Raw genomic sequence first — 23,085 nt, 5'->3', positions numbered from 1 at the left:
ATAGGTTTATGTCGGCAGACCGGATGAGAAGAACCTCATCAATCCTTCCTCACGTGCGTTACAGAAAGCTTGCCAGGAGAAGATATCTCTTATGATAGGAAGATCTTCTCCTGTCGCTTTCAATTTTCATGTTAATCTCATTCAGAATAGTATTGACTTCCCCATCGGCGAAAAAATCAATTGAGAGATTCCTTAGTGATGACTGGATCATCATGCTCTTTGGGATAGGCAAAGGCATAACATGACAATATGTTATGTCTTAAATATATTGCTTACAATTGGCATCGACAATGGAAAAGAGATCTTTTTCCCTCTTTATATACCTCGCTCGAGGGCCCTTTCCGATGACATGACAAAATATAACATTTTGACATGCCATAACCTTGGCCTAAGTTAAACTTAATTACAATTTGTGAACCGGTAAAAATTTCACAATTATGCCTTAAATCACCTTACAAGAGTTACGATTAAAGATACCCTCTATAACAGATCGGTCGGAGAATAATATTAGTGTCCTATGGAATAAATTTTAGATCATGAATTTATGATGATTTCGAAATGTGATGCTGTGGGTGACGGAACCGGTTATTCGCTCGCAGTAACAAAGCATTACAGATCAATGAGGGAGAACCATGGGGAATCTGTCAAGAAAGGGCAGTTCGTCTATTCATTCGCCTTAATGGATCTCAACACACGCATGTACATTGGCTATGCCGTTTCTCTCAGATCGGAGAAGGATGCTTACTCGAAATCTCTTGACATGATACAGAGGCTGAGAATAGATCTTGACAGCATAAGACTGGACAGATATTACTCGGGACAGAGCATACTTGATGATTTCTCTGAAAATACCAGAATATTCATTATTCCAAAGAAGAATTCCAGGATAAGGGGACCCAAACGTTGGAGAGATATTATCAGAAGATTCATGAATGATCCCATTGCATATCTGAGGGAATACTTCAGAAGAAGCAATTCTGAAGCAGGATTCTCTGCAGACAAGAAAACAACAGGGCAAATGATATTCCAGAAGAGAAAAGATCGTATTGAGACGTCAGGATTCTGCAAAGGGTTGCTGCACAACCTGATGCTTGTTAATGGATAGGCTTATGTCCCAGAGTCCGTCAACATTGATTATCATCTATACCTATGCTAATTGTACCAGTATAACCTGCCATGTAATTCGAAACGTGAATGTTGATTACGAACCAGATTCCTTCATTTGATATGGAATATGGAAGCGTTCCTCCGAATGGACCTGCTGAAATGACCGTAAAACCAGATGTACTAGATTTAAATCCAGATATCTCAGCGCAATTTCCGTAAGATTTCGTGAGGCCAATTTGAATAGTAAGATTATCTCCCGCTTCACCATTTGATTTAATAGTGCCAAATATAGAAGGCACGCCAAAAAAAGCATCGTTTTCAAAATATGGTTTTATCGAAGTAATTGTTACATTTATGGTTGAGGTAGAATTCGTTTTAACCGTTATATTTGAGTGGTATCCAGCCATATCTTCGGAAATAGTGATATTCATAGTTAGCGTTCTATTCTTGTTAGGCATTATAACAAACGGTAAATGTGGATAAGTAGAGTAAATAGAAAACCCCGGGGTATAAGTTGATATTTGTGTAACATTTATTGCATAAGTGTTGTTGTCATAAACCGTGAAATTATAATCTGTGGTCGAGCCTGATCTTGAATTAAAACCGGCAAGGTGCACTATTTGAATAGAGGTTGAATTGTTCAAATTGTCATTTACAAATTCCTTGATAGAGATATTAGATACATTGATATTTGTTGTTCGATTTCCTAAAATATAGATTTGAACGCTTCCATTAAAAGACTTCATTCCACTTTGAGCAAAAATTTGTAAGGTAATATTTCTAGAAGAATATGAATTTAAGAAAGTAGGAAGCAAAGGAGCAACATTTTCTATATCGAACCCGTCACTTTGAATATTAATGTGATTTAATGTTATATTGAAGAAATTATTGTTTGTTATGCTGAGATTTACTTGGGTCGAATTCCCAGCCATCATTCCAAAACCATGATATATTTCTAAAAAGTTAACATTAACTCCTTGAGTATCTGATATCGTAAAATAAGATTGAATGCTGTTAACAATTACGTTGTCTTTTTTATGGTTATTTGTACTAGAATTAGTATTATTGGATTGCGAACTTGATGTATTGTTGCTCGACGGTAGCTTAGCAGATAAAGGCGTTTCAGGGCTATTGTTTGATGAAAATAAACCATCATGATAGGCTACTGCCAAACCAGTCCCTGCAGTCGCAACTGTCAAAACAACTATCAATGCTATGACCTTGGAAAACACAATATAGTAACACACTTTGTTTCTTATTATTTTCTATGAATTTTTAATTCTAATGCAAAATTGGGTCAGGGAAAAAGTCTAATTGAAATTGCTTACATTTCTTCTTTTAGAACTTTTATTGACAACCCCCCATTGCATTTTTATTAAGTAAAGTTCCCATTTATCTCATTAATCAGCCATCTTGCATTGTTCAATACACGATCCAGGTTCTCCTTTCCAAGATCCTTGCCCTGTGATCTGGCATTGTCCAGCCATCCCTTGATATATGCTGCTGAGTCTTCCCTGAAGTCAAATCCGAAGTGTGCGCCAACAAGATAAGTGGACAACTCAGCTTCACTCTCTGCAAGGCCTCTTGGAAGCTCCTTCCTGTAAAGATGCTCCAACCTTGCATGTGACATCTCATGTATAAGGGTGTGAAGAACATTCACATCCTCTCCTGGTATCTTCATGACGACAATCTTCTGACCTTCACCAGAGTGGGCTGTGTATCCACGTGCGCCATTCGTTATTGTTTCCTCTTCCACGGTATAATGGTCTTTAGCAATCTTTTTCAAAGTATTATACAGGGTAGTGGCCTTGACATCCTCCTCGACAGGTTTCTCCTTTCCCGGTATCTGCGATGTCTAAGAGATGTCATATACTTTGCCGAAGGAGAAGACAAATGCAGTGCCTCCGCCCTGAAGGTTGAACTTCTCCATGACAAGCTGATCTATGGCCTCGTCGCTCAATCCCTCTGCCTTTCTGTCCTCAATGAACTTCTTCACCCTTCCCAGGCTGTCCCTTCTGGGTACTCCAACAGGATACAGGATGCTGATGGGTTTTGCGTTCTCACCAACGGTCCTGCCGAAATATTTCCATTCATCCCTTGACCTGACAATGGTCGCATCGGGGTTCTGTGTGGCTATAAGGATCGAGTTGAATGCAGAATAATCCCCAAGGGTGCCGCTGTATCTCCTGAGGTGCAGCATTATCTCGTCCACGTTGGTGATTCTGGACAGGGATCCCAGGACATTCCATACCCCCTGTTCGTAGTCCTTCGCCGTAGGGCCTATTGAATCCAGCTCGACGTCTCTGATCTTTCATGACACCTTTTGTCCGGATGGAGATGATAGCTCACATAAGTACTGCGTTGTCTTCATTGCTTTGACCTAGGCGGGTTTTACGTTTAGTTGTTAGAGGGCTTACCGTATTTGCCTCATTGAGAAGCCATCCCAGCGGATCCGAAGACTATGTAGGTTTCTTGCCATCACTCTCCGAGGACGCGGCGTCAAACAGTAGTTCCAGATCCTCTATGTCAAGATCAGAATATACATCAAATTCCCAGAACGTTCTGCTCCTGTTTCTCTTCATGCGCATATATGGGTCAATCGTCGAATTTGTGACGCTTTTTATGTAGTCCTCAATGCCGGGGGCAACGAGGGTGGTGAGGTCACTGAACTGACGGTTAGGGTGCAGAAATTGTGAAACAATCAACTGATCATCGGATTGAGGGATATTTGTTAAACAGAGAAGAAAAGATTAAATATTTGTTATATTGTTTTGTTATAATGGTTGATAAGGCAAAAAGTGTGATAATTGCCTCAATAGTTGTTACATCTGCATTTGCCATTTCCCTTACTGGTATGGCATTGGAGGGTGTTGGCCCATTTAAGCAGGCACAGTCTATAGGTGTCCAGGTATTTGATGGACAAGGTTTTCCCCTAGTAAATGCTTCGGTGCAGGGAATTATGTATAAGCCACCTGATGAAGGATATGGGACCGAAAACCTATTCGTAGTTAACACAAACGAAGGAGGATATGCTTCGGTCACGAACCTAACACCAGTTAGGAACCTTGTAAACAAATGGGTGGAATATCAGGGCGCCATGTTAAATTCCGCCAGCCATCCTGACTTGTTGTTATTGATAACTTACCATGATTCAAATGGAACATTTCTGTCAATCGGGTCTGTAAACATGTCGATGGCACAAATTTCAAACGGGCAGTCTTTCCGAGCTACCATCCATATGCCGCTTGATAAACGCCACAGACTGATTCCAACTGGCAAGCCTGCCGCTCAGGCACAAGCCAGTGTGGTAACTGACAGTTCCACATTGCCAACGATAATTCCCGATGGAGCTTACTTTTATTGGGAACAGGATTATGCAAACTATACACCAATAACACAAATACCAGTGACATTCGCCTACATATACGGTAACGCTGAAGCTTATATTAGTGCAAGTGCCTCGACAACTTTAAATTACAACGTGGGATTTGCGTTGAATCCTGGAAGCACTTCAAGTGCTCAGTACAATGCCGGCGGATCAGGATATTCGACCAGTTCAGGCAGCGTTTACAGTTTCCAATCAGGTGAGATGGTCTATTCTTATAGCACTGGTTCCACAGGTTACGCTTACATCAACGCGTCAGTGGAAGGCGCCAACTATTCTCTATGGTATGTAGATTGTTATGGAGCTTATCCAATGGATGAATATTTCTATGATGTAGGAATAGTCAACGTGCAACTCGTAGGATCCTCAAGTGATATCCAAAGCAGTACGGCATTTGGAATAACGGATTCCATAAGCAACATAGAAGGCCTAAATACCTGGCAGCAAGAAACTAGCGGGCAACCAGGACAGGGCATCGGTAACATCGGATCACAGTATTACCAGATTTCTTCACAAGCACTGGTTGAGCAATATACAAGCACTGACAGTTCGTGGATTAGCTTTGGAATAGGTCTGGGTGCAATTCTGCTGGCATTTATTGCCCCCCCGGTTGGAGTGGCTCTCTCAGTGGTGGGACTCCTTTTCGGTACATTGCAGTTTGGTAGTGGTTTTTCCTCATCCAATGGAATGGTGCAATATGACGCGCCAACCAATTACGATATCAACACTTATGTAATTTTGTCAGGTTCTCAATATTACCTGACCAATGGTTACACCGGAAGTGTGCCAATGTTGGGGGTCGAAGTATATGCCTATCAGGTAAGTTCTGGTTCAGGAGGATCGGGTGGTGGAGGCGGCGGAGGCTGTGTTTTAAAAGGAACAGAGATCACTCTGGCTAACGGAACACAAATCCCGGTACAGGATCTACGACCAGGAATGAAGACCCTGTCATATGATACTTCAAATGGTAGTCTTATACAGTCAACCGTTTCGAGTGTAACGGAAACAAATGTTTCAAACGTGCTGGAGCTGAACAACCAAATATACATATCAGGGATGGGGGATCAACCGGTCTATGTTAAGCTAGCTAATGGCACAACGGAATGGTTGGTTCTAGGAGAAGTGAACTATGGAATGAGTGTTTTTGATCCTGCAAACAACACATGGATTCCGGTAACGAGCATAACCTTGCATAATGGAAACTACACTGTATACGATGTCGTCACAGCAAGGCAATTCACAGATGGAGGTCACACAGCAGTTTTCAATGATTACATAGCGAACGGTGTGCTTTTGGACAAGAAACTAGCTTAGATCCAGCTGTAAATGAAAACAAAAAAATTTTTTAATTATTTTTTAAGTAAGCACTTTAGAATATGGCTGAGAGTTCTTTCAGTGGTTCTGACAGCATTGGTTGTAACGGTCACGCTGTCGTATTTCGTTTACTATCACCAGAGTGCAGAAAATAGCCCTGGACCAATTATTCTTGAAGACATACCATCCGGGAAATTTGTCAAAGTATCTAACACCGATCTGTTCTCTTCTTATCAGGATGGGATTTTTCTTATATCCTGGTACGGCTGTCCAATAGGTGCAGCTTATTCTTGGGGCATCTATGGGATGCTAAGCAAATATACAGATTTGAATAAGAGCGTGTCGACCCACAGGTCAGATCCGAATGATGTTTTTCCCAATACTCCAGGACTAATATTTAGTCCATTCACCTTCAGTGCTTACGGACATACAGTGAAATTTTACCCAGTCTACCTCTATAACCAGTATATGAATGCAACGGTTTCTGGAACTCCAATTTTGGCAAAGAATCTAATCGAAACAGGTCTTCAAGAGCTCCAAAACGATGTGTCAGGAGGAATATACCAAACTGCGATTGACTACACGACAAAAGTTCCTATTTTGGGCTATGAAAAACCAAGTGCCTTCATTGGTGCCCCTGCACACATAAATTCTATATGCATATACTCTGGAACAAATGGAACTTACTTGATTAACGGCCCATATTTTAGTCCTCAATTAGTAGATGGTTTTTCCCCGTCCTATCTGGAAAGTAATTATTCTTCGATACAAGTTATACGAAATGAGACGAATGCATTTTCTGAGGCGCTTAATTTATCAATACAATGAATGGATTAAATTAAAATAGGCACTACTTATATTTGACTATGAAGATTGAGACTGAAGTTATGCCAGCACTGACTCCAATATGGGTGGGCTACAAATCGTACTCAGGCTTGACCCAGGATGGCAGAACATTTTACGTTGTTCTTCCTAAAAAATCTTTAATTTAGTAGTTTCCAATATATAAATGATTTTACTTGGCATTTTCCACTTTCATGTCATGTTTCCGGAACTTAATATTGCGGTCCGTTTCTTAAGTTAGTACCCGTCATTTCCAATCCATAGAAAATCCATGGAAAAGCTTATTTCTTGGAATGCTGATCATAATATGCTCTTGAATCGAGGAGTAAGGGTCTTCCCTCGGGGGAAGACCCGGCTGTTCAATTTCAGTTATATATTAACTGGATAACCGCCTTTTGCAGATTTCCTGAAAGGCAGAACGATCCCATGCCTGATCATCCTTATCAAGTCTGGAATGCCCATTCTGCAGGAGATCATATCCTGTATCATTCTCAGAATGACATATGCTATCAGTGCGGAGAATATCTGTATCAGGATGCCGTTTACATTCCTGGATATGAGATGATCTATCCTGAGATATGATTTCATCGTGCGGAAGAATATCTCTATATTCCATCTTTGTGAATATATACAGTGGATGTAGAAGTCAGGAAGATCCATTATGTCTGTGAGATAATCTTTCTGCTCTCCATCAACGTAAATGCTCACCAGTCTAAGGATCACTCCATTGCGGAACCTTACAATCCTGGAATGTGCATATTTCTTTACAACCTCATAACTGGCATTCTTCTTTATTCTTGTAACGAACCTTATTTTCCTGCTCTTGAGATCCATGAATCGATCAAGATCATAATAGCCGAGATCGAACGTCAGTATCGATCCTTTCAGGAGATCGGGATCAATGCTTCCAATGATTTCATCGAATCCTGGTGAATCATTCAGGTTAGCCGGCGTTACCAGTGATTCAATCGGTAATGTGAATGGAAAAACTACGGCAGCATGATGCATCTTTATGCCACTCTCTGTCTTCTGTCGCCTGTATTTCCCGGATTCCTTTATTGCTGTGCGGATGAATGTGGAGTCAATGCCTATTATGTTGAGGAATCTCCTGTACATAGCATAGTTATGCGCCATTATGTATGGATATATCAGATCGTAGAATAATTCTAAGAAGACCTGGTAAGGTCTTCTGGTATCAAGCTTTGATATCTGTGACTTGCTCACATGATTGTCCATGGAAATGTCAGTGAGATCCTCATGGGATATTGCGGATTGCACCAGAAGCATTGCATGTTCCAGGAAATTTATCTTCTTTGAATACAGATCCACTTCTGTAATAGCAGACACGTTTTCACATGGTTTTTTGAGGATCTTCCTGACAACATCGATCATAGACTATTAATTACATCATAGGATAAATATGACGACTGTCAGACAAAAACTTAAGTATTGGAAACTAGATTGTTTAAACGGAAAACCCAACAAAGTTAAAGTTTACATTGAAATAGAATAACCTAGGGTTATAGACCTTGTTATCTTTTGGGATAAAAGTTAACTTAAATTGTAGAATGGAAGTCGTTCATCGATCGGTTTATTTATGTTCCATATGAAGATAAACAAAGGTTCAGAGATGAGCAGTCCGGAATCAGTAACTTGGTATTTCTCTAATAAGGGGATGCAGTGGTCAAGATATGGGTCATTAGAACAATACGTGAAGCAGGTTGGGAGAGCCGCTATAGCAGACGAGCTTAGAAATGATCCAGAATTTGCAGAGGTTTGTAAATATGCTAAACAAGCAGGAGAACTTCAGCTTCGGTCCGATATTACTAAGTCTGTAGAAGATCTTGTCGGCGCGGTTTTTGGTATCTCCTTCGTTGGGGCTCTTGATGTTATAATCGGGGCAATTGAGGATGCCTGCGGCCATAAATTTATTGCTGGTAGGTTAATAAAAAGTGGGATCGTGCTTTTGGGAGCGGCTGCACTCGCCTCGGCATTCTCAGGCAACAAAAAGAAGTGAAGTTCCCCAAGTTAAGAATAAATGATCCCTGAGAATGTAAAGCGACTGCCAAACAAAAACTACTGTAGTGAAAGACTGCCAGCAATGGGGTCCTAATAAGGAAATATTATCTCCCATCAATTTAGAATTCATAGGGCGAGCTTTCCGATCGGCAGGGATTATTCGTCGGTCAATTCCAGGTATTGTGTACGTTCGAAGAAGATTGAAGACTGATTATAGCCACAATCCATGAAAAGATGTGATGTGAGACCCGATCCTTTTCAAACGTTGGTATAACACTTAACGACAAAATTAATTATATGTTATACCTGGTGAAGCTATGAGTTGTGGACTTGGAAAGATGGAAAGGGGGATACTGCAAACCGCATGGGAATTAGCGGCTAAGGATCCAGCGCATCCGGCTGTTTCCATTGATGACATCAGAAGGAAACTTGCCAAACGTGCAGGGAAGGTGGATAAGGTAAGCACGGAGCAGGAATTTGAGAAATGGCTGAAGGAAGAGAATATACCTCCAGATGAGGTGGCAATCTTGAGAAAGATAAGGGCATCCTCATTGGGAAAGGCAAGAACCAATGAGTGGCCATCAAACAGCTTCTCCTCATCTTTCTACAGATCCCTCGGAAAACTGTATGAATTGGGATTATACCATTATTCACCACCCGATTATAGGGATTTAGAAAAGTATTACAAGGGGCGTAGATGTGCGTATTTTGACTAATTTTGAAATGAACCGTTGTTGCTACAATTCAAAACAGCACAAGGGTTATAACGTGTACACATATAGGGAGACATGGAACCGGGACTGCAACTGAAAGTCGGAAAACGGAAGCAGCAGGGACGAGGATACACCGGGAAGACATACCAAGCATGTCCCAACTGCAAGGAATATTACCTGAGGGGCATTTACGTCCTTGACAGGAACGGAATAAAGAGTAAATGGGTTAAGATCGGCCTGTACTGTGAAGGATGTGGAATGTCCTGGACATATAGGAGAAAGGAACTCTGCGCCCGGAAAGGAATTGATTTTGACATCTAACCGTCATTCGCCGAATCGACGGCAGAACGGCTTCTGCGGGGAACCACTTTCACAATTGACACCAGATTTCACAGACCCTCGAGTGTGAGATCTCAGCTCTCCTGGATGGAAAAAATTCGTCGATTGGTGAATCAGATTACCCCTATGCCGAGAAGTATGAGCAAAAGCCCACCAAGCATCCCCGCACTGCTGGTATCATCCTCACCGTGAGATACTGGGTCCACGTTTTCCCATTTCCATAAGAGAAGGTTGCAATGACTGTATTGAGCTCATTGTAGACCGGAAATTTGTAAGATATGTTCATTCCTGTGATGGTCTGGCCATTGGGGAATGACCATGACATGTTGTATGGTCCTGCTGCATCCCAGTTTGGAAATGCCTGGAAGTGGAAGGCCTGCGTGATGTTCAGGCCGGTTGAATAATTGAAATGGACTGGAGGCGGCAGGCTCTGGATGCTGATATTGGCATAGCCGGTTGCACCGTTTGCTGATGTCACCGAGAAGTGAACTGTGTAGTTTCCAACAGGGAATGTGTAGATCGGATTTGCCTCAAGGGAATAGTGATTCGGTGAAAATGACCAGTTGTATGCGTAATCAGATCCCCCGAGAACGCTGGAAGAGAACTGCACTGACAGAGGACCAAGACCCGAAGTCTGATTGGCTGCTATTGCAACATACAGGCCAACGTTCACAGTGAAGTTCCTTGTTTCTGTGTAACCCCCGTGGTCTGTGACCTGAACCTCGAATGTATCCGGACCGGAGGATGAAAAGACATGTGAAATGGCAGCGCCTGTCTCATGCTGCCCTGATGGGAATATCCATGATATCTGGTATGGGGAGATACCACCGGTTATATTTGCATTCATGCTGAATGGGATGGACACAACAGGTTTTCCTTTCCAGAATACGGATATTGTGGGATCGGGATGCACATCAACCGTTATTGATGTGGCGGCATCCTTGCCGAATGAATCCGATATGATCAGCTGCACTGAGTAATTGCCTGGAGACCGGAATGCATAGCTGACTGTGGAGTTGCTGAATTCATGTCCTGCAATGATCCACTCATACCCGTACGGGCCGATGCCACCGAAGCCTGATGCCCTGAACTGGTCGCTGACGTTTGCATCCAGATCGGATGATGATGAAATGATGGATGCCTTGGGATATGAGGCCACAGTTATATCAGTGGAATATGAGTCCGTCTGGCCCTGGGAATCCGTCACCACAAGCCTTACGGGATATATTCCGGCAGTGCTGAATGACCATGATATGGAGCTGCCATTCCCCTCCACGGTACCGTTGATGTACCATTTGTAATGGAATCCGGGAGTGCCTCCCGTTATGTTGGAGTTGAATGTATCGGTAACATTGGGATCGATGTTGCTGTATTCCGGGAGTATCCTGGCATGAGGAAGCGGATTGATTCTTATCCCGATAGATGAGGATGCCCTGTTCCCTGATCCGTCCGTGACCGAAAGGGAAACGTTATACGATCCTGGCTGGGAGAATATGTATGTGAGACTGGCCTGATACCAGACGATGCCGATTCCGGAGACTGACCATGTGTAGTTGAAGAAAGGTGTTCCGCCCGTCAATGATGATGTGAATCTAACTGGGATGCCAACATCGGTAGATGAAATGGATTCTGATGCCTTCACCGATGGTTTTGGTTCAACCTGGACATCAAGGTATGCATATGCCTTGGATCCCTGGCTGTCGTCTATGAGAAGTGAGATATTGTATTTCCCGGAAGATGGGAAGGAATACTCAAGATAGAGGCCTGTGGATGTATTGACCCCGTTGATGAACCAGTAGTAGTTGTATGGCGCTGTCCCGTATGATCCATAACCTTCCCAGTAGGTAGTTGTGGAAACATCCGTTATGTTTGATCCCTCAATTAGGGCAGAGGGCTTCTCAATGACAGTTACCTTGAATGATGCAGTGGATTTCTCTCCCAGGGAATCAATAATGGTCAGATTGATCGTATATGATCCAGTGGCAGAGAAGTTCATGTGGAACTGCTGGGAGTAATTCATGATGCTGCTTCCCATTGACCAGGTGTAATTGAAGGGGGATGTGCCCCCTGAAATGTCGGCATAGAATGTGTCGTTGATGCCCTGATCAACAGTGGTGTACTGTGCATCTATTAAGACTGAAGGATCAGGATTCACCACCTCATTCACGGATGCGGAGGCGGTATTCCCATTGCCATCCGTAACTGTGAGGGATACAGGGAAGGTTCCTGGTGAGGTGAATGTGTAGTTGACATATGCTGATGTGAGCGTCTCACCGTTTATGGTCCAGGAATAGCTGTATTCTGGAGTACCACCTGATATGGATGCGGTGAAGTTCGCCCATATGCCGGCATCGGTGGGGTTATGGACAACATGGATCACAACTGAAGGATCAGGGTTGACCGTTTCCTTCAGGGAATATTGTGCAGTGTGGCCATCGGAATCAGTTACAGTGACATTCACATAATAAATGCCTGATGAAGAGAATGAATAGGAGAATGATGACGCCGTTGATTCCTGAACCCCGTTGATGTACCACACATATGTGTCCGTTCCCGTGCCTCCGGATTCAGATGAGGAAAAGGCCACGGAATTCCCCACATCGGTTGGATTCTGGCTGCTGCTTATGGAGACTGCGGGATTTGGATTGATGTTCACAGTGACAGATGCGCTGCTCTGCACTCCCACTGAATCCGTTATTGTCACTGTGAGGGTGTATCATCCTGACTGGTCAAAGGAATATGAGAAGTCCTGGGATGTTGACACCTGCTGCCCGTTGAGTGTCCAGGAGTAGCTGTATGATCCGGTTCCGCCGGATGGTGTTGAGGAGAATTCTATTGGATAGCCAACATCGGCACTGCTGACATTTGAGGATGCAGATACAGTCGGATCAGAGTTGACCGTTTCAGTGATGGACTGTGAGACGGAATAGCCTGCTGAATCAGTCACTGTGAGGTCGACACCGTATGAACCGGATGAGCTGAATGACACATTGATATCCTTGGTGTTGTAAGAATTTCCGTCAACTGACCAGGAATAGCTGTATCCCGGGGTGCCTCCGGACACCGATGATGTGAACTCAACTGTCCTCCCTGAATCTGTGGGGTTCTGCGATGAGGCTATGCTAACTGAGGGATCTGTATTGACTGTCTGCGTAATTGAGGTCGAAGCAGTATATCCGTTGGAATCAGTCACGGAGTAGTGCAGGAGATACTGCCCTGCAGAACTGAACGTATAGGAGAATGACGATGATGATCCGGATGCCAGCTGGGAATCCGATGTGGATGTGCCGTCATAGAGGACATAGCCGTAAGTTGTGTACGATCCGGTCCCTCCGGATACAGAGGTGCTGAAGTCCACAGTCTGACCGGCATCAGATGGGTTCCTGTTTGATGAGATGGATATGGATGGGTCACTGTTTGCCGATATTGTGACTGTGTTTGATGAAAAACTGTACCCGTTCTCGGTTGCCTCAAGGTACACAGAATATGATCCGGGAGAGGAAGGCGTGAATGAGTATGATGAACCGGTTGCCCCACTGACTGCATTGCCGTTAAGGTACCACTGGTATGAGTAGGATACGCCTGATGGCAGGCTTGAGGAGAATGATACAGACTGCCCGGCATCTGGTGTGGTTGTGCTTGCTGATATAGTGGCATAGGGTGTGTAAACATCAAGAGTGCCGGAAGCGGATGCACCATCGGTGGAAAGAGACCATGATTCATCGGTTCCTCCTGATGATCCACCTGAGTTTGGAATCGTGTATGTGACCCCAGATATGTATGCACCGGACCATGAGGTCTCCGAATAGGAGTAAGTAGTGTAAACGTAGCCTCCAATAAGGTACTGCTCACTCTGTGTATACCACTGATCATAAGAGACTCCGCTGGCTGATGCTGTCCCTGATTCGACTGACGAACCTCCGACATCCAGAGTCCAGCCTGGTGTGCTCGGGTAGGGTGGATAATCAGGAGGCGGGTATCCGGAGGTGGACGTCTGTTTATTCTCGTTTGTGGCGGAACTGGATCTCCCGGATACTGTTGAAAATGAGACAGTCTGACCATAATATACAGTTGTTGTACCGCCACTTGATGCGGAGACGTCAGCAGGCTTGATTCCGATGATGGGACGGTTATTATGTCCTTTAGAGGGGTCCCAGTGGCTCAGCGCCTGGAATCCCGCTATCCCGACACCGGACAGGATCATGACTGAAACGAATATCAGGGCAATTCCTGCTTTCTGTGATCTGTTCAGCGTTCTTCCTTCAGGATTTGGTATTTTCAGAATGCATCACCTACACGAATGCCCCCACAACAGGGGTGTCCTTTGCCAGTGCGAATGCCAGATATCCCGCACATATCACCACTGCTGTCCCGATAACGAACACCGGCAGTGAGAACGGACCAAGGGATTCTGATGCCTGGACCATCATCATGACCAGCGACTGGAATGCGTCCATCATCAATCCGAAGAGTGAGGATATGACTCCGAGGATGGCCTGGAGGATCATTGAGAAGATGTACAGCAGTCCATTCTGGAGCTGCTGCATGAATGAGTTCGAAAGGTCCTTCGGATAGTTCCATGGCAACCATGGAGACTACCACCATGCCATCTATGCACACACCAGATCCCTTGCGGAATCGAAGAACACAAAGACTAGGAGAAGACCTGCTATGGTCAGGCCTATTGATGACACAAGCACCGCTGGCATCCACACCCCCAGTGCAGTAAAGGAGGATCCCTAGAAATAGAACATCATACCTATCCTGTAGCCGAACCAAGTCATCTCGTACTGCAGATCGGCCGAGAATGCCGAAGTCACCGAGTGGAAGAACCCAAGAAGGATGTTCAGCAGGGATGATGTGAATGACATTCAATGGTGCACCTCATATGTCGTTCTCGAATCCTGTCACATCCTTCTCCGCATCTATGAATGTGAAGAACAGGTATCCAACCAGTATTCCAGTGCCAAGGCCCACAACGAACATCATTGGAGCCCAGACGCCGTATCCTGTCATGGAGAAACCGAATGACTGAAACATAAGTACTACGGACCGGCCGAATCCTGACATCATCTGCTGGAACATGCTCCCCAATCCGGCGGATATGCTCTTGAACAGCGACAGTATGACAGACCAGAGGCCTGAGAATATTGTGGAACCTATGGATGATGTTCCGGTGACATATGGGATCAGAAGTGCAGGAAAGGCGATTCCTGCCCTTATTTTCCTCAGGGCCCATGACACCCTTCCTGTGAATTGTTTCAGAGTGCCTCTGATGGATATCATTCTCTCTTCCCTCCTTTCTGTGCCACAGGAGTGCTGTTCAGCGATATGTCATGGACAGATATCTCAAGGAATGCACTGGCAAAGAGAAGCACCGCCCCGATGATGTATGAGATCTGCATGACAGGATACGGTCCAAAGACAGTCACAAGGCTGTTGTTGCCGTATGCGGATATGGACAGACTCATTGATGTGACGTTGGCCTGTATCTCGAATGTGACAGGAGAGGACTGGTTTCCAGTGAGCAGAGCTGGCGATATGGCAAGTGAAAGGAATGTAGAATTCCCGGATGATGAGTTGAAAACAGGTACAAAATCCGTTGCATTGGTTCCTGTGCCCATTGTGACGTTGAAGTCCTTCGCCTTTGTTGAGAACATTATCCTGGACACTGCAAAGTTGTTCAGCTCAGCCAGTATGAGATTGCTCTCCACATAAACAGTGTGGGAATATGTGGTCACATTGTTCACTGTTGCCGATGGAAAATCGAATGTTGCAGTGCCGTTGACCTGGCCGAATGGAACAGGCCCTGATGTTCCTGTGATGTAGACAACACTGCTCTCATTCTGCAGCACATGGGAACTGTCATGGCCGGAGAGGAACAGGCCTCCCAGGCCTGCACCTATGGGCACAATGAGCATTGCCACAATGAATATGATCAGGAGTGCGAGCATCCCCCTTGCACCCTTGGACGTGCCGGATTCCGATCTTGTGAGCACAGAGGCCTTTCCAGATTTCTGCCCCCTGAACCCATGCTTGTGTGACCATGCCGCATTCCATGTGACGGCGAGAACGGCGACAAGCACCGAGACAAGGAACAGGAGGGCGTTGGGATTGCCGTTGAATGCCGGCTCTATGACGAACTTCCCGAAGCTGAACATATAACCAAGAAGGCCGACAATGAATGCACCTATTATAAATGCAGGAATTATTCTCACCAGGAGATCTTCAATTGACCTTCCAGGTGGTGTGAAGAACTCAACCATCGCCCAGACTATTGCGCCCATCAAGACCGCGGGAGCAACTATGCCCTGGGTCAGCACAACAGTGTGATGCATTATGACAAACTGAGGCTTTGACAGCAGCGACACAAGCAGAAGGAATGTGCCTATGAGGGCAACAATCACTGCACCTAATGACCAGTTGGGATTGCTCCATCTCTTTTCCGATTTCCTTACCTTATTTGCGGAATTCTTTGACATGAGGTTTCCTCCGCAAACCGGAGAAACGGAAACCCAAGCTAACCAGGATTCGAATATGGCTTCCGCTCCCCGATTAGCTCTGATTAATGTTAAGACGAAGTTCTTTATATATTTCTTACATCGGATCTAAGTGTTCTGTTATCAGGAATCGGAAATAAAGACAAAAAGAAGAACCGTGATTAAAAATAAATACTGTTACTGATTAACTACTCTGTAACACAATAGTGATACATTCCAAATTAAGGTGAATTAATGGATACTGTAAAACAGTGGATTAGGATTGAGGGTCTTGAGAAAGAGGAAATCCTTAAAAGTATGGGATTTGTTATTTCAGATAATGGATATCTGGACGTCGATGGCAGGAGGGCAGCATCTGTTGACGGTACCACTGGTATAAAAGTCAGCGATGTCAAAGGCATTGTGCCCGGATCTCTAGCTCTTATTACCGATGTTTCTGAAGTAGAATTAATTGAAGAGTAGCTCCACCAATGCCACTTAGTTTTCTGCCGAAACTTGTAAGTTTATTGAAGAAAGGTGTAGAATGGCTTACAGTAAGACCGGACAAACCTGATATTAACTTCAACACTTCTGATCGCAATATCAGGGTGGATCATCTGAAGGGCCAGAATATTACCATTAACATCTACAAAGAAGCAAAGGACTATGATCCAGTAGCTGCTCAAGATATGTTTACCGCTCTCAAAGATGATATTGAAAATCACCAAGAGATTGGTCTTCAGTTCGATCCATCCCTGAGCATTGTCACCAGCCAGAAGCTTATCCCCACACAAAGAAACAAGATAGAACTGTTCAAAAAAGTAGGGTGGAAGCCAGATAAGCTTGCTTCAATAAAGATTGCGTTCAAGATCATTAATCTTGAGGACTCTGCTCAATACGAGGAAGCAGAAAGTCTTATGAAATCAGCTTTCAACGGCCGTAAGAAATCAATGAACAAGAAGTTTTACAATCTGGCAAGATCGGGTTATCTTGAGGGTTTTGCTATGCAGTTGATGATCAGCAGTGAACTTCACTCTGATGAGGCCATTACAAAGATACTTGATTACTTCCCGGAAGCAATATTCATAGATGACGATATGGATGCCCTGAAATTTATTCAGGAGCTTCAAAGGAGAGAACAAGGAAGTGTTAGACGCGTCTCAGTGTATGCACGCGGAGAGAACCACATTACAGGTTTGAATTATTTTTACGACCAGTACCTGAAATATTATCTAAAAAAAGGTGCTGAAGGTATAAACTTGTATATTCTTACGTCACGAGAAGAATATAAAATAGGTGCAAGCAACGCAGTAAGGATAGAACTCGAACTAAAGTACGTAAAAACCCAGAATTTTTGACGAAAAACGATTTCATGGAAAATTTGAGTACCACGGATTTACGCCACGGGATGAATTGATGTATGGAAGAAAGCATTTCACTTCGTCACGTCCAGGTGTGAAATCTTAAGCCATTTACTCATCTTATCATATTTCGGTTGATACGGTAAAAACTTCTGGCAGGATAACCTTTCCTGTTGAGGCCCCGTGTTCTCCTCTCAACTATACCCATGTGGAACATCTCAACAAGGATTGCCCTGACCTTCTGCTGTGGAAGTCCTAAGGCCTCTGCAATCTCTCCAGGGGTCCTGGAAAGTGCAGTAGACCTATTATTGCTGAGTTTTTCCAAGAACCCTATAATCAGTGACCATTCCTCTGATAACTGCGGTTCAGTTTCTATTGTAAACCACCCCCTCATTGACAAATGAAAGTTGCTTATTCCTCATGATTTCAAGAAATTGCTCAATTGGAAGACCAAACTTCATTTTGAGTGGATCCGCACTATCAGGAAATTCAAAATATTTCCAAATTCTTCTCTGAAATCTTATAACATAGAAGATCTCCAGCCATTGGAATTTCTCTTTCTTGGATTTGAGGGCTTTCCACTGGGCCTCTCCTTTTCCAGAGTGTTGCTTAAAGCTGTATGATAGACCCTTAGGGTCCTTGACCTCAATAATCACATTCGGAGGCACTATGATATCTCCCGGCCTTGACGGAGAACCATGTTCTGCCTCGATACCGTTCTGGAGGAGCATCTTAAGGAGTATTCCCTCTGCAGCTGTACCTTTAGATGTCATGGCTCTCCTCCTGCTAGTGAAAATAGGTCTTTCTCATTTTCAGTCAAGGGAAGCCTGACCTCTATGATTTCTTCTATCTTCCATGATCCCGGGTCCTGCTGACATAATGGGCATTCGGGTCTGTAATTCATATAAAATTCCCTCTCAACCTCATATCCTAATAGGCAGTTTTTCATTGAAGTCCAACCACATGCAAGGCAGGTTACTTTCGCGAGGGTCATTCCTCTCTACTCCCTCTTTGTATTAATCTTCCCTTTTCAATCGCTTTCTTGAGCACTTCCACAAGGTGTGGCGAGTATGGCCTCACTATCCAGTCGCCGGGCCTGATGCCGTTCTTAGTTTTCTGGAACGACTTATCGGCCTTTGCTCCACCCCTAATGAGTGCTATGAGGTTCCTGAAATCCCGGGTGATTACGAACCGCAGTTCAACCTCATCCACGAAGGCAGCAGGATCTGTATCAGCGAGATCCATCCAGTTGTCAGAGAATGTGAAGAGGGATATCATTGGGCATCAGCCCCTTCAGGGCACTGAAGAATCAATTTCCTGTAGCACCCGGCATGATAGGATTTCATCTGCCAGGCTTCGTCATAGGCATTGACGTAGTTACCAGCATAGACATCAATGGGCTTTCCGCATGCACTGCACTTCTTTGCCATTATGTCACACCTCCTGCCTCCAGCGCGAAGTTTCTGTACTCTGGTTCCATCCTTGCCTTGACCTCTGACTTTATCCTGTCCTGGATGATGACGGGCCGGAACCTTGCAAAGAAATCCAAGGGAAGATCTCCTATGGACTGATTCCTCAGGAATTCATCCTGGAATTCCTCAATATCGAGGGATAGTCCATATGTGGACCGGAGAGTTTCCAGATCTGGAGAAACCCATTCCCTTGCGGGTATTGCGGAGAGATTATTTCCCCGGTCCCTGAGAAACTGCCTGAGGCGCTTCCTTGTCTGCGCTGATGCCTTATCTGTAAGCCTTGCTTTACCCTCGGAAATATCTACCTCGCAATCCCTGATGATCCCTGACTTGATATCGTCCATTATCATGGGAGCGGGGTCAATGCTGTCCATCCTTCCGACCTTGAACACACCGGACTGCACCAGGGAACGGAGATACCAGGCGTGGCAGTCCCTCTCGATTGAAAGGTCGATCTGCAGCCTCCTCTTGGTCTGCAACGATTCCTTTAGGTATTTTGCCCTCGCCATCTTTGGGGCAAGTTCTGCCTGCATTTCCGCAATCTCCTTTTGGAGCCTGGAGAGCTCAATCTCCTCAGGATCCTCCCCGCATGCAAGCTCTATGGCCTCCTCTACCAGAGGACCAAGGTTGAGACCCTTCTCCCTTGCCTTCTTGATGATGCTCAGTCTCAGACTCACAGACTGCGGCACCTTCCTGTCAATAGTAGTGGGCTTGGTCTTCATGGCAGATACCTCCTCCGAAAAATCATCCCATGAGAGATAGAGAAAGAAGAAAGAGAGACGTAATAATAAATAATAATAAATGAGATTAATAAATTAATTATTAATCTTATTCTGAAAAATAAGGAAATAACTGGTTTTGCCGAAACCACCATTTTGAGATTCCTTAATAAGGAATCTTCCTGACCCGCCGTTATGGCTTTCCGTGGATGATTGGTCAGAAGAGAAAGCTTAACAAGTTTCTTGTTAAGAGAGGTCATCACTGATCACCTCCGGTGAACTGGCTGTAGAACCTGTCATATACGGACTTGAATTCCAGCACTGCGGCCTTCTCATAGCTGCTGAGCACTGCCAGATCCTCCTGGTTCAGGTCATACATGGAATACAGGGCTATCTTCTCCCACCTTACCTGGAAGAACCATCTGAACCCCTTCTCAAGCGCATTCATTTCCTCCTTGAAATGCAGGTAGCCTTCTAGGTCCCTGTTCTCTAGAGCTTTGCTTGCATCCTCTGCGATCTCTGACATCACCTTCTTTACGGAATCATAGAATCCGGTAGGCAGCTTCCTCAGCTTCTTTGTGAGAATCTCCGCCCTCTGCAGTTCCCTTATTCTGGTGGTGAGGTTATGGCGGGACATTTCAATCATTTCCATTGCCACTCTCTCCTGTAGGGTCTCTGCTCAGGCCATCTGCCTTCCCTGAACCTTCTCATCCTCTTCTTGTGGGCATCCCTCTGCAGCTTCTGCTCAGGATCCTCAAAGAATGTTGGATATATCCTGATGGTCAGGGGATTCTTCCCTTCAACCAAGCAGTCATCTGGATGATTGGACATCCAGATCTCAAGATGTCTTTCTGCCTCCGAGAGGTCGTAATCAACAAGATCCATTATCCCAGGATCATTGGCCGATATGGTGTAGGGCCTTTCCATCTGGAATAGAAGTGAGATCTTGGACTGGATTGAACTGTCCCTAAGGGTTATCATGGCCTCATTCCCTTGAAAACAAAGCGAATGCTCCTGAGGCATTTCCTTATGTCATCCCCGTCAGCTTCCTTCAGCTCCCGGAACATTCCCTGAAACGGGTTCTGATTCTTTGGAGGTACAACTGTTTTCATTCCAGAACCTCCAGAAGTTCTCCAAACGAAGCAGGCGGAACCCCATATTCCAACTTATATTGATTTATCAGTTTCTCTATCTGGGTTGTTTTAAGGCCAACCTTAAATCCACAATTAAGAAACGTGGAGGTCATAGCACCGCCTCCGGTACCGGATGTGAATCAAACCAAACTGGCAAATCCCGGTGCCTCTGATGCTCTTGGTACAATATCATATCCCCTTTATCCGGTGTTTACGATCATATTCATAATCATAGCCTTTATGACCATAGCGAAGATAAGGGAATCAAAGGACATTGATATAGCCAGCACCTGATATGCTTATTATTTTATTCCGTCTTTTTCTTTAGCCTTTCTGCGGCCATTCTTTCGATCTGCGTGTCATCAGATAGAGGATCAGTGAAAACTTAATAGATCCTAGAAATAAATGTATTCGTGCGAGATCTTTGTTCCACACACCGAACCGAAGCGGTCAATAGAGCCAGACCTATACTTAAATGGGCAGGAGGAAAGAGGCAGATCATTTCTGATCTTGTATGGTCTGTGCCAGAAAATTTCAATACATACTATGAACCATTCTTTGGCGGAGGAGCGCTGTTCATCGAGCTCTCAAATCGTGGGCTTCTGAGAAAATCGGTCATCTCAGATATCAACGGAGATCTCATGGATCTTTACCGAATGGTCAGAGACAGGCCAGACGATCTTGCGAACGCACTGTCCTCATTGAGATTCAGAAACAGCAAGGATGATTATTATGTGGCAAGAGAACAGTACAATTCGATGAAACGTGAAAGCTGTCCAGAAAAGTACGCTCTACTCATATATCTCAACAGGCATGGATACAATGGTTTATACAGAGTGAACTCCAGGGGTGACTTCAATGTACCGTTTGGAAGATATGAAAATCCATCTCTACCTATGGCCAGTGACATCTACGCTCTTTCTGATGTGCTCAAAAAAGCCCAGATACTCAATGCGGATTATAGAGAAGCAGTCAAGACTGCGTCTCGTCATGACTTCGTCTATTTTGATCCCCCATATATGCCCATAAATGGGTCTTCGAATTTTACATCGTACAGTCCCAGCGGTTTCAGCGAAGATGATCAGAGAGATCTCTTTCATACTTTTCTAGATCTGTCAGAAAGGGAAGTTTTCGTAATGGAGAGCAATTCAGGTACACCGTTTATAGAAGATATGTATTCTGGATTCAATATGTTCAGAGTGAAGGCCAGAAGGAATATAAATTCGGTGGCTAATTTGAGAGGCCCAATCGATGAGATCATAATAAGAAATTACGATTAAGCCGGTTCTAATCATGGAGGAAAAAAGGAACAGATGATAGAAAATAATGCCTTCACATTTTCCTCTGGAAAGAAAGCCCATCCTTCAAGATGGAGAGGAATTGCGACATTTTCATATATTGAATGAATATATTTATACTGTTCTTAAAACCCTTTAGATCAAATTGCTTCCAAACGAATAACAGAAAGACACACTCATAGATACTTTCATCAGATTCAATGAAGCATCCAATTTTGTCTCAAGAATAGCCTTTGATAAGAAGCTTTTCAACAAGGTCTTCCTGCAGAGTTCCCTCAACATCAGGAACAGGGCTGTCGTCAGCCACCCTATTGTGGCTGGTGCCATTTTTGGTCATTCGATCCTCTCAGCTGCAAGCCCAGGAGCTTTAGCGAGGAGTAGCTGACCGGAAATACTTAGGAATATATCTATCCCTGCCAAAATAATTGATAGCAGCTACCAAAGTGAAGCTCTATATAGATAAAGAGAACATGCTAATCAAACCAAAGAAGGAATACCATGGTTATACGAATTCAATTTCCAATATCTATAGACGTAGTTGCGCTTCGTCAACAGTGCATTCAGGAACATCAAGAAGATTCAACTGATGAAGGTAGAATAAATGCGATCAAAAAGCACGTCTGCTGATATCACGATATAAAGACTGTCCGAATTATGTCCGTATAAGCATAGGACTCTTCGATGAAAGGAAGATCCGAGGCTTCAGCTGAATGGAACTGACGTACATTGGGATCGAGATCATTTTTTTTCCTTTTGAAAAAGATAGAAAGATTCGATGCCGGAATCATTCATCCCAGACGGATCTTCGATCAAATATGATAGGCTGATCCCTGGCATGAAGCCTACCACCTCGATCTGAAGTGGATGAGAGGCGAGAAGGAGTTCGCGGTAAACTACAGGGCG

The 23,085-nt window shown here is 44.2% G+C and carries 30 protein-coding genes and 1 pseudogene; 10 read left to right on the top strand and 21 right to left on the bottom strand.

The genetic code is table 11. From position 1 onward, the window contains the following. Nucleotides 1-562 precede the first annotated feature (562 nt). Nucleotides 563-1,105 (top strand): annotated as a pseudogene (locus tag DMB44_RS04465) (ISNCY family transposase); the annotation flags it as partial. A gap of 19 nt (nt 1,106-1,124) precedes the next feature. On the opposite strand, the gene DMB44_RS04460 reads toward DMB44_RS04465, so the two are convergent. The 4 genes from DMB44_RS04460 to DMB44_RS09295 form a co-directional block, all read right to left on the bottom strand. After that, nucleotides 1,125-2,339, bottom strand: a complete 1,215-nt coding sequence (locus tag DMB44_RS04460; RefSeq protein WP_110641259.1) for a hypothetical protein — start codon at nt 2,337-2,339, stop codon at nt 1,125-1,127. A gap of 143 nt (nt 2,340-2,482) precedes the next feature. After that, complete coding sequence (locus DMB44_RS04455) at nt 2,483-2,863, bottom strand: hypothetical protein (RefSeq protein WP_110641257.1); 381 nt, start codon at nt 2,861-2,863, stop codon at nt 2,483-2,485. Between the two features lie 99 nt (nt 2,864-2,962). Then, nucleotides 2,963-3,319 carry a hypothetical protein gene (locus DMB44_RS04450; RefSeq protein ID WP_110641255.1) on the bottom strand — a complete coding sequence of 119 codons (357 nt, stop codon included), beginning with the start codon at nt 3,317-3,319 and terminating at the stop codon, nt 2,963-2,965. 247 nt (nt 3,320-3,566) lie between these two features. Beyond that, a complete protein-coding gene (locus DMB44_RS09295) occupies nt 3,567-3,812 on the bottom strand; it encodes a hypothetical protein (protein ID WP_153280151.1) in 246 nt (81 codons plus the stop codon). 74 nt (nt 3,813-3,886) lie between these two features. Between DMB44_RS09295 and DMB44_RS04445 the strand changes: the two genes are divergently transcribed. Beyond that, nucleotides 3,887-5,806: a Hint domain-containing protein gene (locus tag DMB44_RS04445; protein WP_110641253.1), complete on the top strand. Its 1,920-nt coding sequence runs from the start codon at nt 3,887-3,889 to the stop codon at nt 5,804-5,806. A 12-nt stretch (nt 5,807-5,818) separates the two neighbouring features. After that, nucleotides 5,819-6,634, top strand: coding sequence for a DUF929 domain-containing protein (locus DMB44_RS04440; RefSeq protein WP_110641251.1), 816 nt, complete (start codon nt 5,819-5,821; stop codon nt 6,632-6,634). Between the two features lie 384 nt (nt 6,635-7,018). Here the strand turns inward: DMB44_RS04440 and DMB44_RS04435 are convergent, their stop codons facing one another. After that, complete coding sequence (locus DMB44_RS04435; RefSeq protein WP_110641249.1) at nt 7,019-8,041, bottom strand: IS4 family transposase; 1,023 nt, start codon at nt 8,039-8,041, stop codon at nt 7,019-7,021. 214 nt (nt 8,042-8,255) lie between these two features. Here DMB44_RS04435 and DMB44_RS04430 point away from each other — a divergent pair, with 214 nt between their 5' ends. From DMB44_RS04430 to DMB44_RS04420, 3 genes are all read left to right on the top strand, one after another. Then, nucleotides 8,256-8,666, top strand: coding sequence for a hypothetical protein (locus tag DMB44_RS04430; RefSeq protein WP_110641247.1), 411 nt, complete (start codon nt 8,256-8,258; stop codon nt 8,664-8,666). 319 nt (nt 8,667-8,985) lie between these two features. Continuing rightward, on the top strand, nt 8,986-9,384 hold the full coding sequence (locus tag DMB44_RS04425) for a hypothetical protein (RefSeq protein WP_110641245.1): 399 nt from the start codon (nt 8,986-8,988) through the stop codon (nt 9,382-9,384). A 72-nt stretch (nt 9,385-9,456) separates the two neighbouring features. Then, nucleotides 9,457-9,702: a hypothetical protein gene (locus DMB44_RS04420; RefSeq protein ID WP_110641243.1), complete on the top strand. Its 246-nt coding sequence runs from the start codon at nt 9,457-9,459 to the stop codon at nt 9,700-9,702. Between the two features lie 142 nt (nt 9,703-9,844). On the opposite strand, the gene DMB44_RS04415 is transcribed toward DMB44_RS04420, so the two are convergent. From DMB44_RS04415 to DMB44_RS04395, 6 genes are all read right to left on the bottom strand, one after another. Then, a complete protein-coding gene (locus DMB44_RS04415; RefSeq protein WP_110641241.1) occupies nt 9,845-12,424 on the bottom strand; it encodes a PKD domain-containing protein in 2,580 nt (859 codons plus the stop codon). Nucleotides 12,425-12,436: 12 nt separating this feature from the next. Then, entirely contained in the window at nt 12,437-13,924 is a 1,488-nt protein-coding gene (locus DMB44_RS04410) for a PKD domain-containing protein (protein ID WP_110641240.1), read from the bottom strand. Nucleotides 13,925-14,012: 88 nt separating this feature from the next. Then, nucleotides 14,013-14,306 (bottom strand): hypothetical protein, encoded by a 294-nt coding sequence (locus DMB44_RS04405; RefSeq protein WP_110641238.1) that lies wholly within the window; start codon nt 14,304-14,306, stop codon nt 14,013-14,015. Between the two features lie 153 nt (nt 14,307-14,459). After that, entirely contained in the window at nt 14,460-14,591 is a 132-nt protein-coding gene (locus DMB44_RS09665; protein ID WP_255414313.1) for a hypothetical protein, read from the bottom strand. Nucleotides 14,592-14,604: 13 nt separating this feature from the next. Next, a complete protein-coding gene (locus tag DMB44_RS04400) occupies nt 14,605-15,006 on the bottom strand; it encodes a hypothetical protein (RefSeq protein ID WP_110641236.1) in 402 nt (133 codons plus the stop codon). After that, nucleotides 15,003-16,202 (bottom strand): hypothetical protein, encoded by a 1,200-nt coding sequence (locus DMB44_RS04395; protein WP_110641234.1) that lies wholly within the window; start codon nt 16,200-16,202, stop codon nt 15,003-15,005. The genes DMB44_RS04400 and DMB44_RS04395 overlap by 4 nt, the downstream gene beginning before the upstream one ends. A gap of 252 nt (nt 16,203-16,454) precedes the next feature. Here DMB44_RS04395 and DMB44_RS04390 point away from each other — a divergent pair, with 252 nt between their 5' ends. Further along, nucleotides 16,455-16,682, top strand: coding sequence for a hypothetical protein (locus tag DMB44_RS04390; protein ID WP_110641232.1), 228 nt, complete (start codon nt 16,455-16,457; stop codon nt 16,680-16,682). An 8-nt stretch (nt 16,683-16,690) separates the two neighbouring features. After that, on the top strand, nt 16,691-17,557 hold the full coding sequence (locus DMB44_RS04385) for a hypothetical protein (RefSeq protein WP_110641230.1): 867 nt from the start codon (nt 16,691-16,693) through the stop codon (nt 17,555-17,557). A gap of 118 nt (nt 17,558-17,675) precedes the next feature. Here DMB44_RS04385 and DMB44_RS04380 read toward each other — a convergent pair whose 3' ends face one another. The 10 genes from DMB44_RS04380 to DMB44_RS09285 form a co-directional block, all read right to left on the bottom strand. After that, nucleotides 17,676-17,954, bottom strand: a complete 279-nt coding sequence (locus tag DMB44_RS04380; protein WP_153280150.1) for a hypothetical protein — start codon at nt 17,952-17,954, stop codon at nt 17,676-17,678. Further along, nucleotides 17,926-18,333: a hypothetical protein gene (locus tag DMB44_RS04375; protein WP_110641226.1), complete on the bottom strand. Its 408-nt coding sequence runs from the start codon at nt 18,331-18,333 to the stop codon at nt 17,926-17,928. The genes DMB44_RS04380 and DMB44_RS04375 overlap by 29 nt, the downstream gene beginning before the upstream one ends. Further along, nucleotides 18,330-18,554 carry a hypothetical protein gene (locus DMB44_RS04370; protein WP_110641224.1) on the bottom strand — a complete coding sequence of 75 codons (225 nt, stop codon included), beginning with the start codon at nt 18,552-18,554 and terminating at the stop codon, nt 18,330-18,332. The genes DMB44_RS04375 and DMB44_RS04370 overlap by 4 nt, the downstream gene beginning before the upstream one ends. Then, entirely contained in the window at nt 18,551-18,838 is a 288-nt protein-coding gene (locus tag DMB44_RS04365; protein ID WP_110641222.1) for a hypothetical protein, read from the bottom strand. The genes DMB44_RS04370 and DMB44_RS04365 overlap by 4 nt, the downstream gene beginning before the upstream one ends. Then, the gene (locus DMB44_RS09290; RefSeq protein ID WP_153280149.1) at nt 18,835-18,990 is read right to left on the bottom strand and encodes a hypothetical protein; all 156 of its coding nucleotides are present in this window, start codon (nt 18,988-18,990) and stop codon (nt 18,835-18,837) included. Before DMB44_RS09290 ends, DMB44_RS04365 begins: the two co-directional genes overlap by 4 nt. Continuing rightward, nucleotides 18,990-19,754: a hypothetical protein gene (locus DMB44_RS04360; RefSeq protein WP_110641220.1), complete on the bottom strand. Its 765-nt coding sequence runs from the start codon at nt 19,752-19,754 to the stop codon at nt 18,990-18,992. Before DMB44_RS04360 ends, DMB44_RS09290 begins: the two co-directional genes overlap by 1 nt. 256 nt (nt 19,755-20,010) lie before the next feature. After that, nucleotides 20,011-20,403: a hypothetical protein gene (locus DMB44_RS04355; RefSeq protein WP_153280148.1), complete on the bottom strand. Its 393-nt coding sequence runs from the start codon at nt 20,401-20,403 to the stop codon at nt 20,011-20,013. Next, nucleotides 20,394-20,732 carry a hypothetical protein gene (locus tag DMB44_RS04350; RefSeq protein WP_110641216.1) on the bottom strand — a complete coding sequence of 113 codons (339 nt, stop codon included), beginning with the start codon at nt 20,730-20,732 and terminating at the stop codon, nt 20,394-20,396. Before DMB44_RS04350 ends, DMB44_RS04355 begins: the two co-directional genes overlap by 10 nt. Next, entirely contained in the window at nt 20,729-20,863 is a 135-nt protein-coding gene (locus tag DMB44_RS09660) for a hypothetical protein (RefSeq protein WP_255414312.1), read from the bottom strand. Before DMB44_RS09660 ends, DMB44_RS04350 begins: the two co-directional genes overlap by 4 nt. Continuing rightward, nucleotides 20,860-20,997, bottom strand: a complete 138-nt coding sequence (locus DMB44_RS09285) for a hypothetical protein (RefSeq protein ID WP_153280147.1) — start codon at nt 20,995-20,997, stop codon at nt 20,860-20,862. Before DMB44_RS09285 ends, DMB44_RS09660 begins: the two co-directional genes overlap by 4 nt. On the opposite strand from DMB44_RS09285, the gene DMB44_RS04345 reads away from it, so the two are divergent. Next, a complete protein-coding gene (locus DMB44_RS04345; RefSeq protein ID WP_110641214.1) occupies nt 20,987-21,178 on the top strand; it encodes a hypothetical protein in 192 nt (63 codons plus the stop codon). The genes DMB44_RS09285 and DMB44_RS04345 overlap by 11 nt on opposite strands. 119 nt (nt 21,179-21,297) lie before the next feature. After that, nucleotides 21,298-22,164: a DNA adenine methylase gene (locus tag DMB44_RS04340; protein ID WP_110641212.1), complete on the top strand. Its 867-nt coding sequence runs from the start codon at nt 21,298-21,300 to the stop codon at nt 22,162-22,164. The last annotated feature ends 921 nt before the right edge of the window (nt 22,165-23,085 follow it).

The organism is Thermoplasma sp. Kam2015 (assembly GCF_003205235.1).
Lineage (GTDB): Archaea > Thermoplasmatota > Thermoplasmata > Thermoplasmatales > Thermoplasmataceae > Thermoplasma.
The sequence above is the reverse complement of the archived record's forward strand: the minus strand, read 5'-3'. Positions and strand labels throughout refer to the sequence as shown.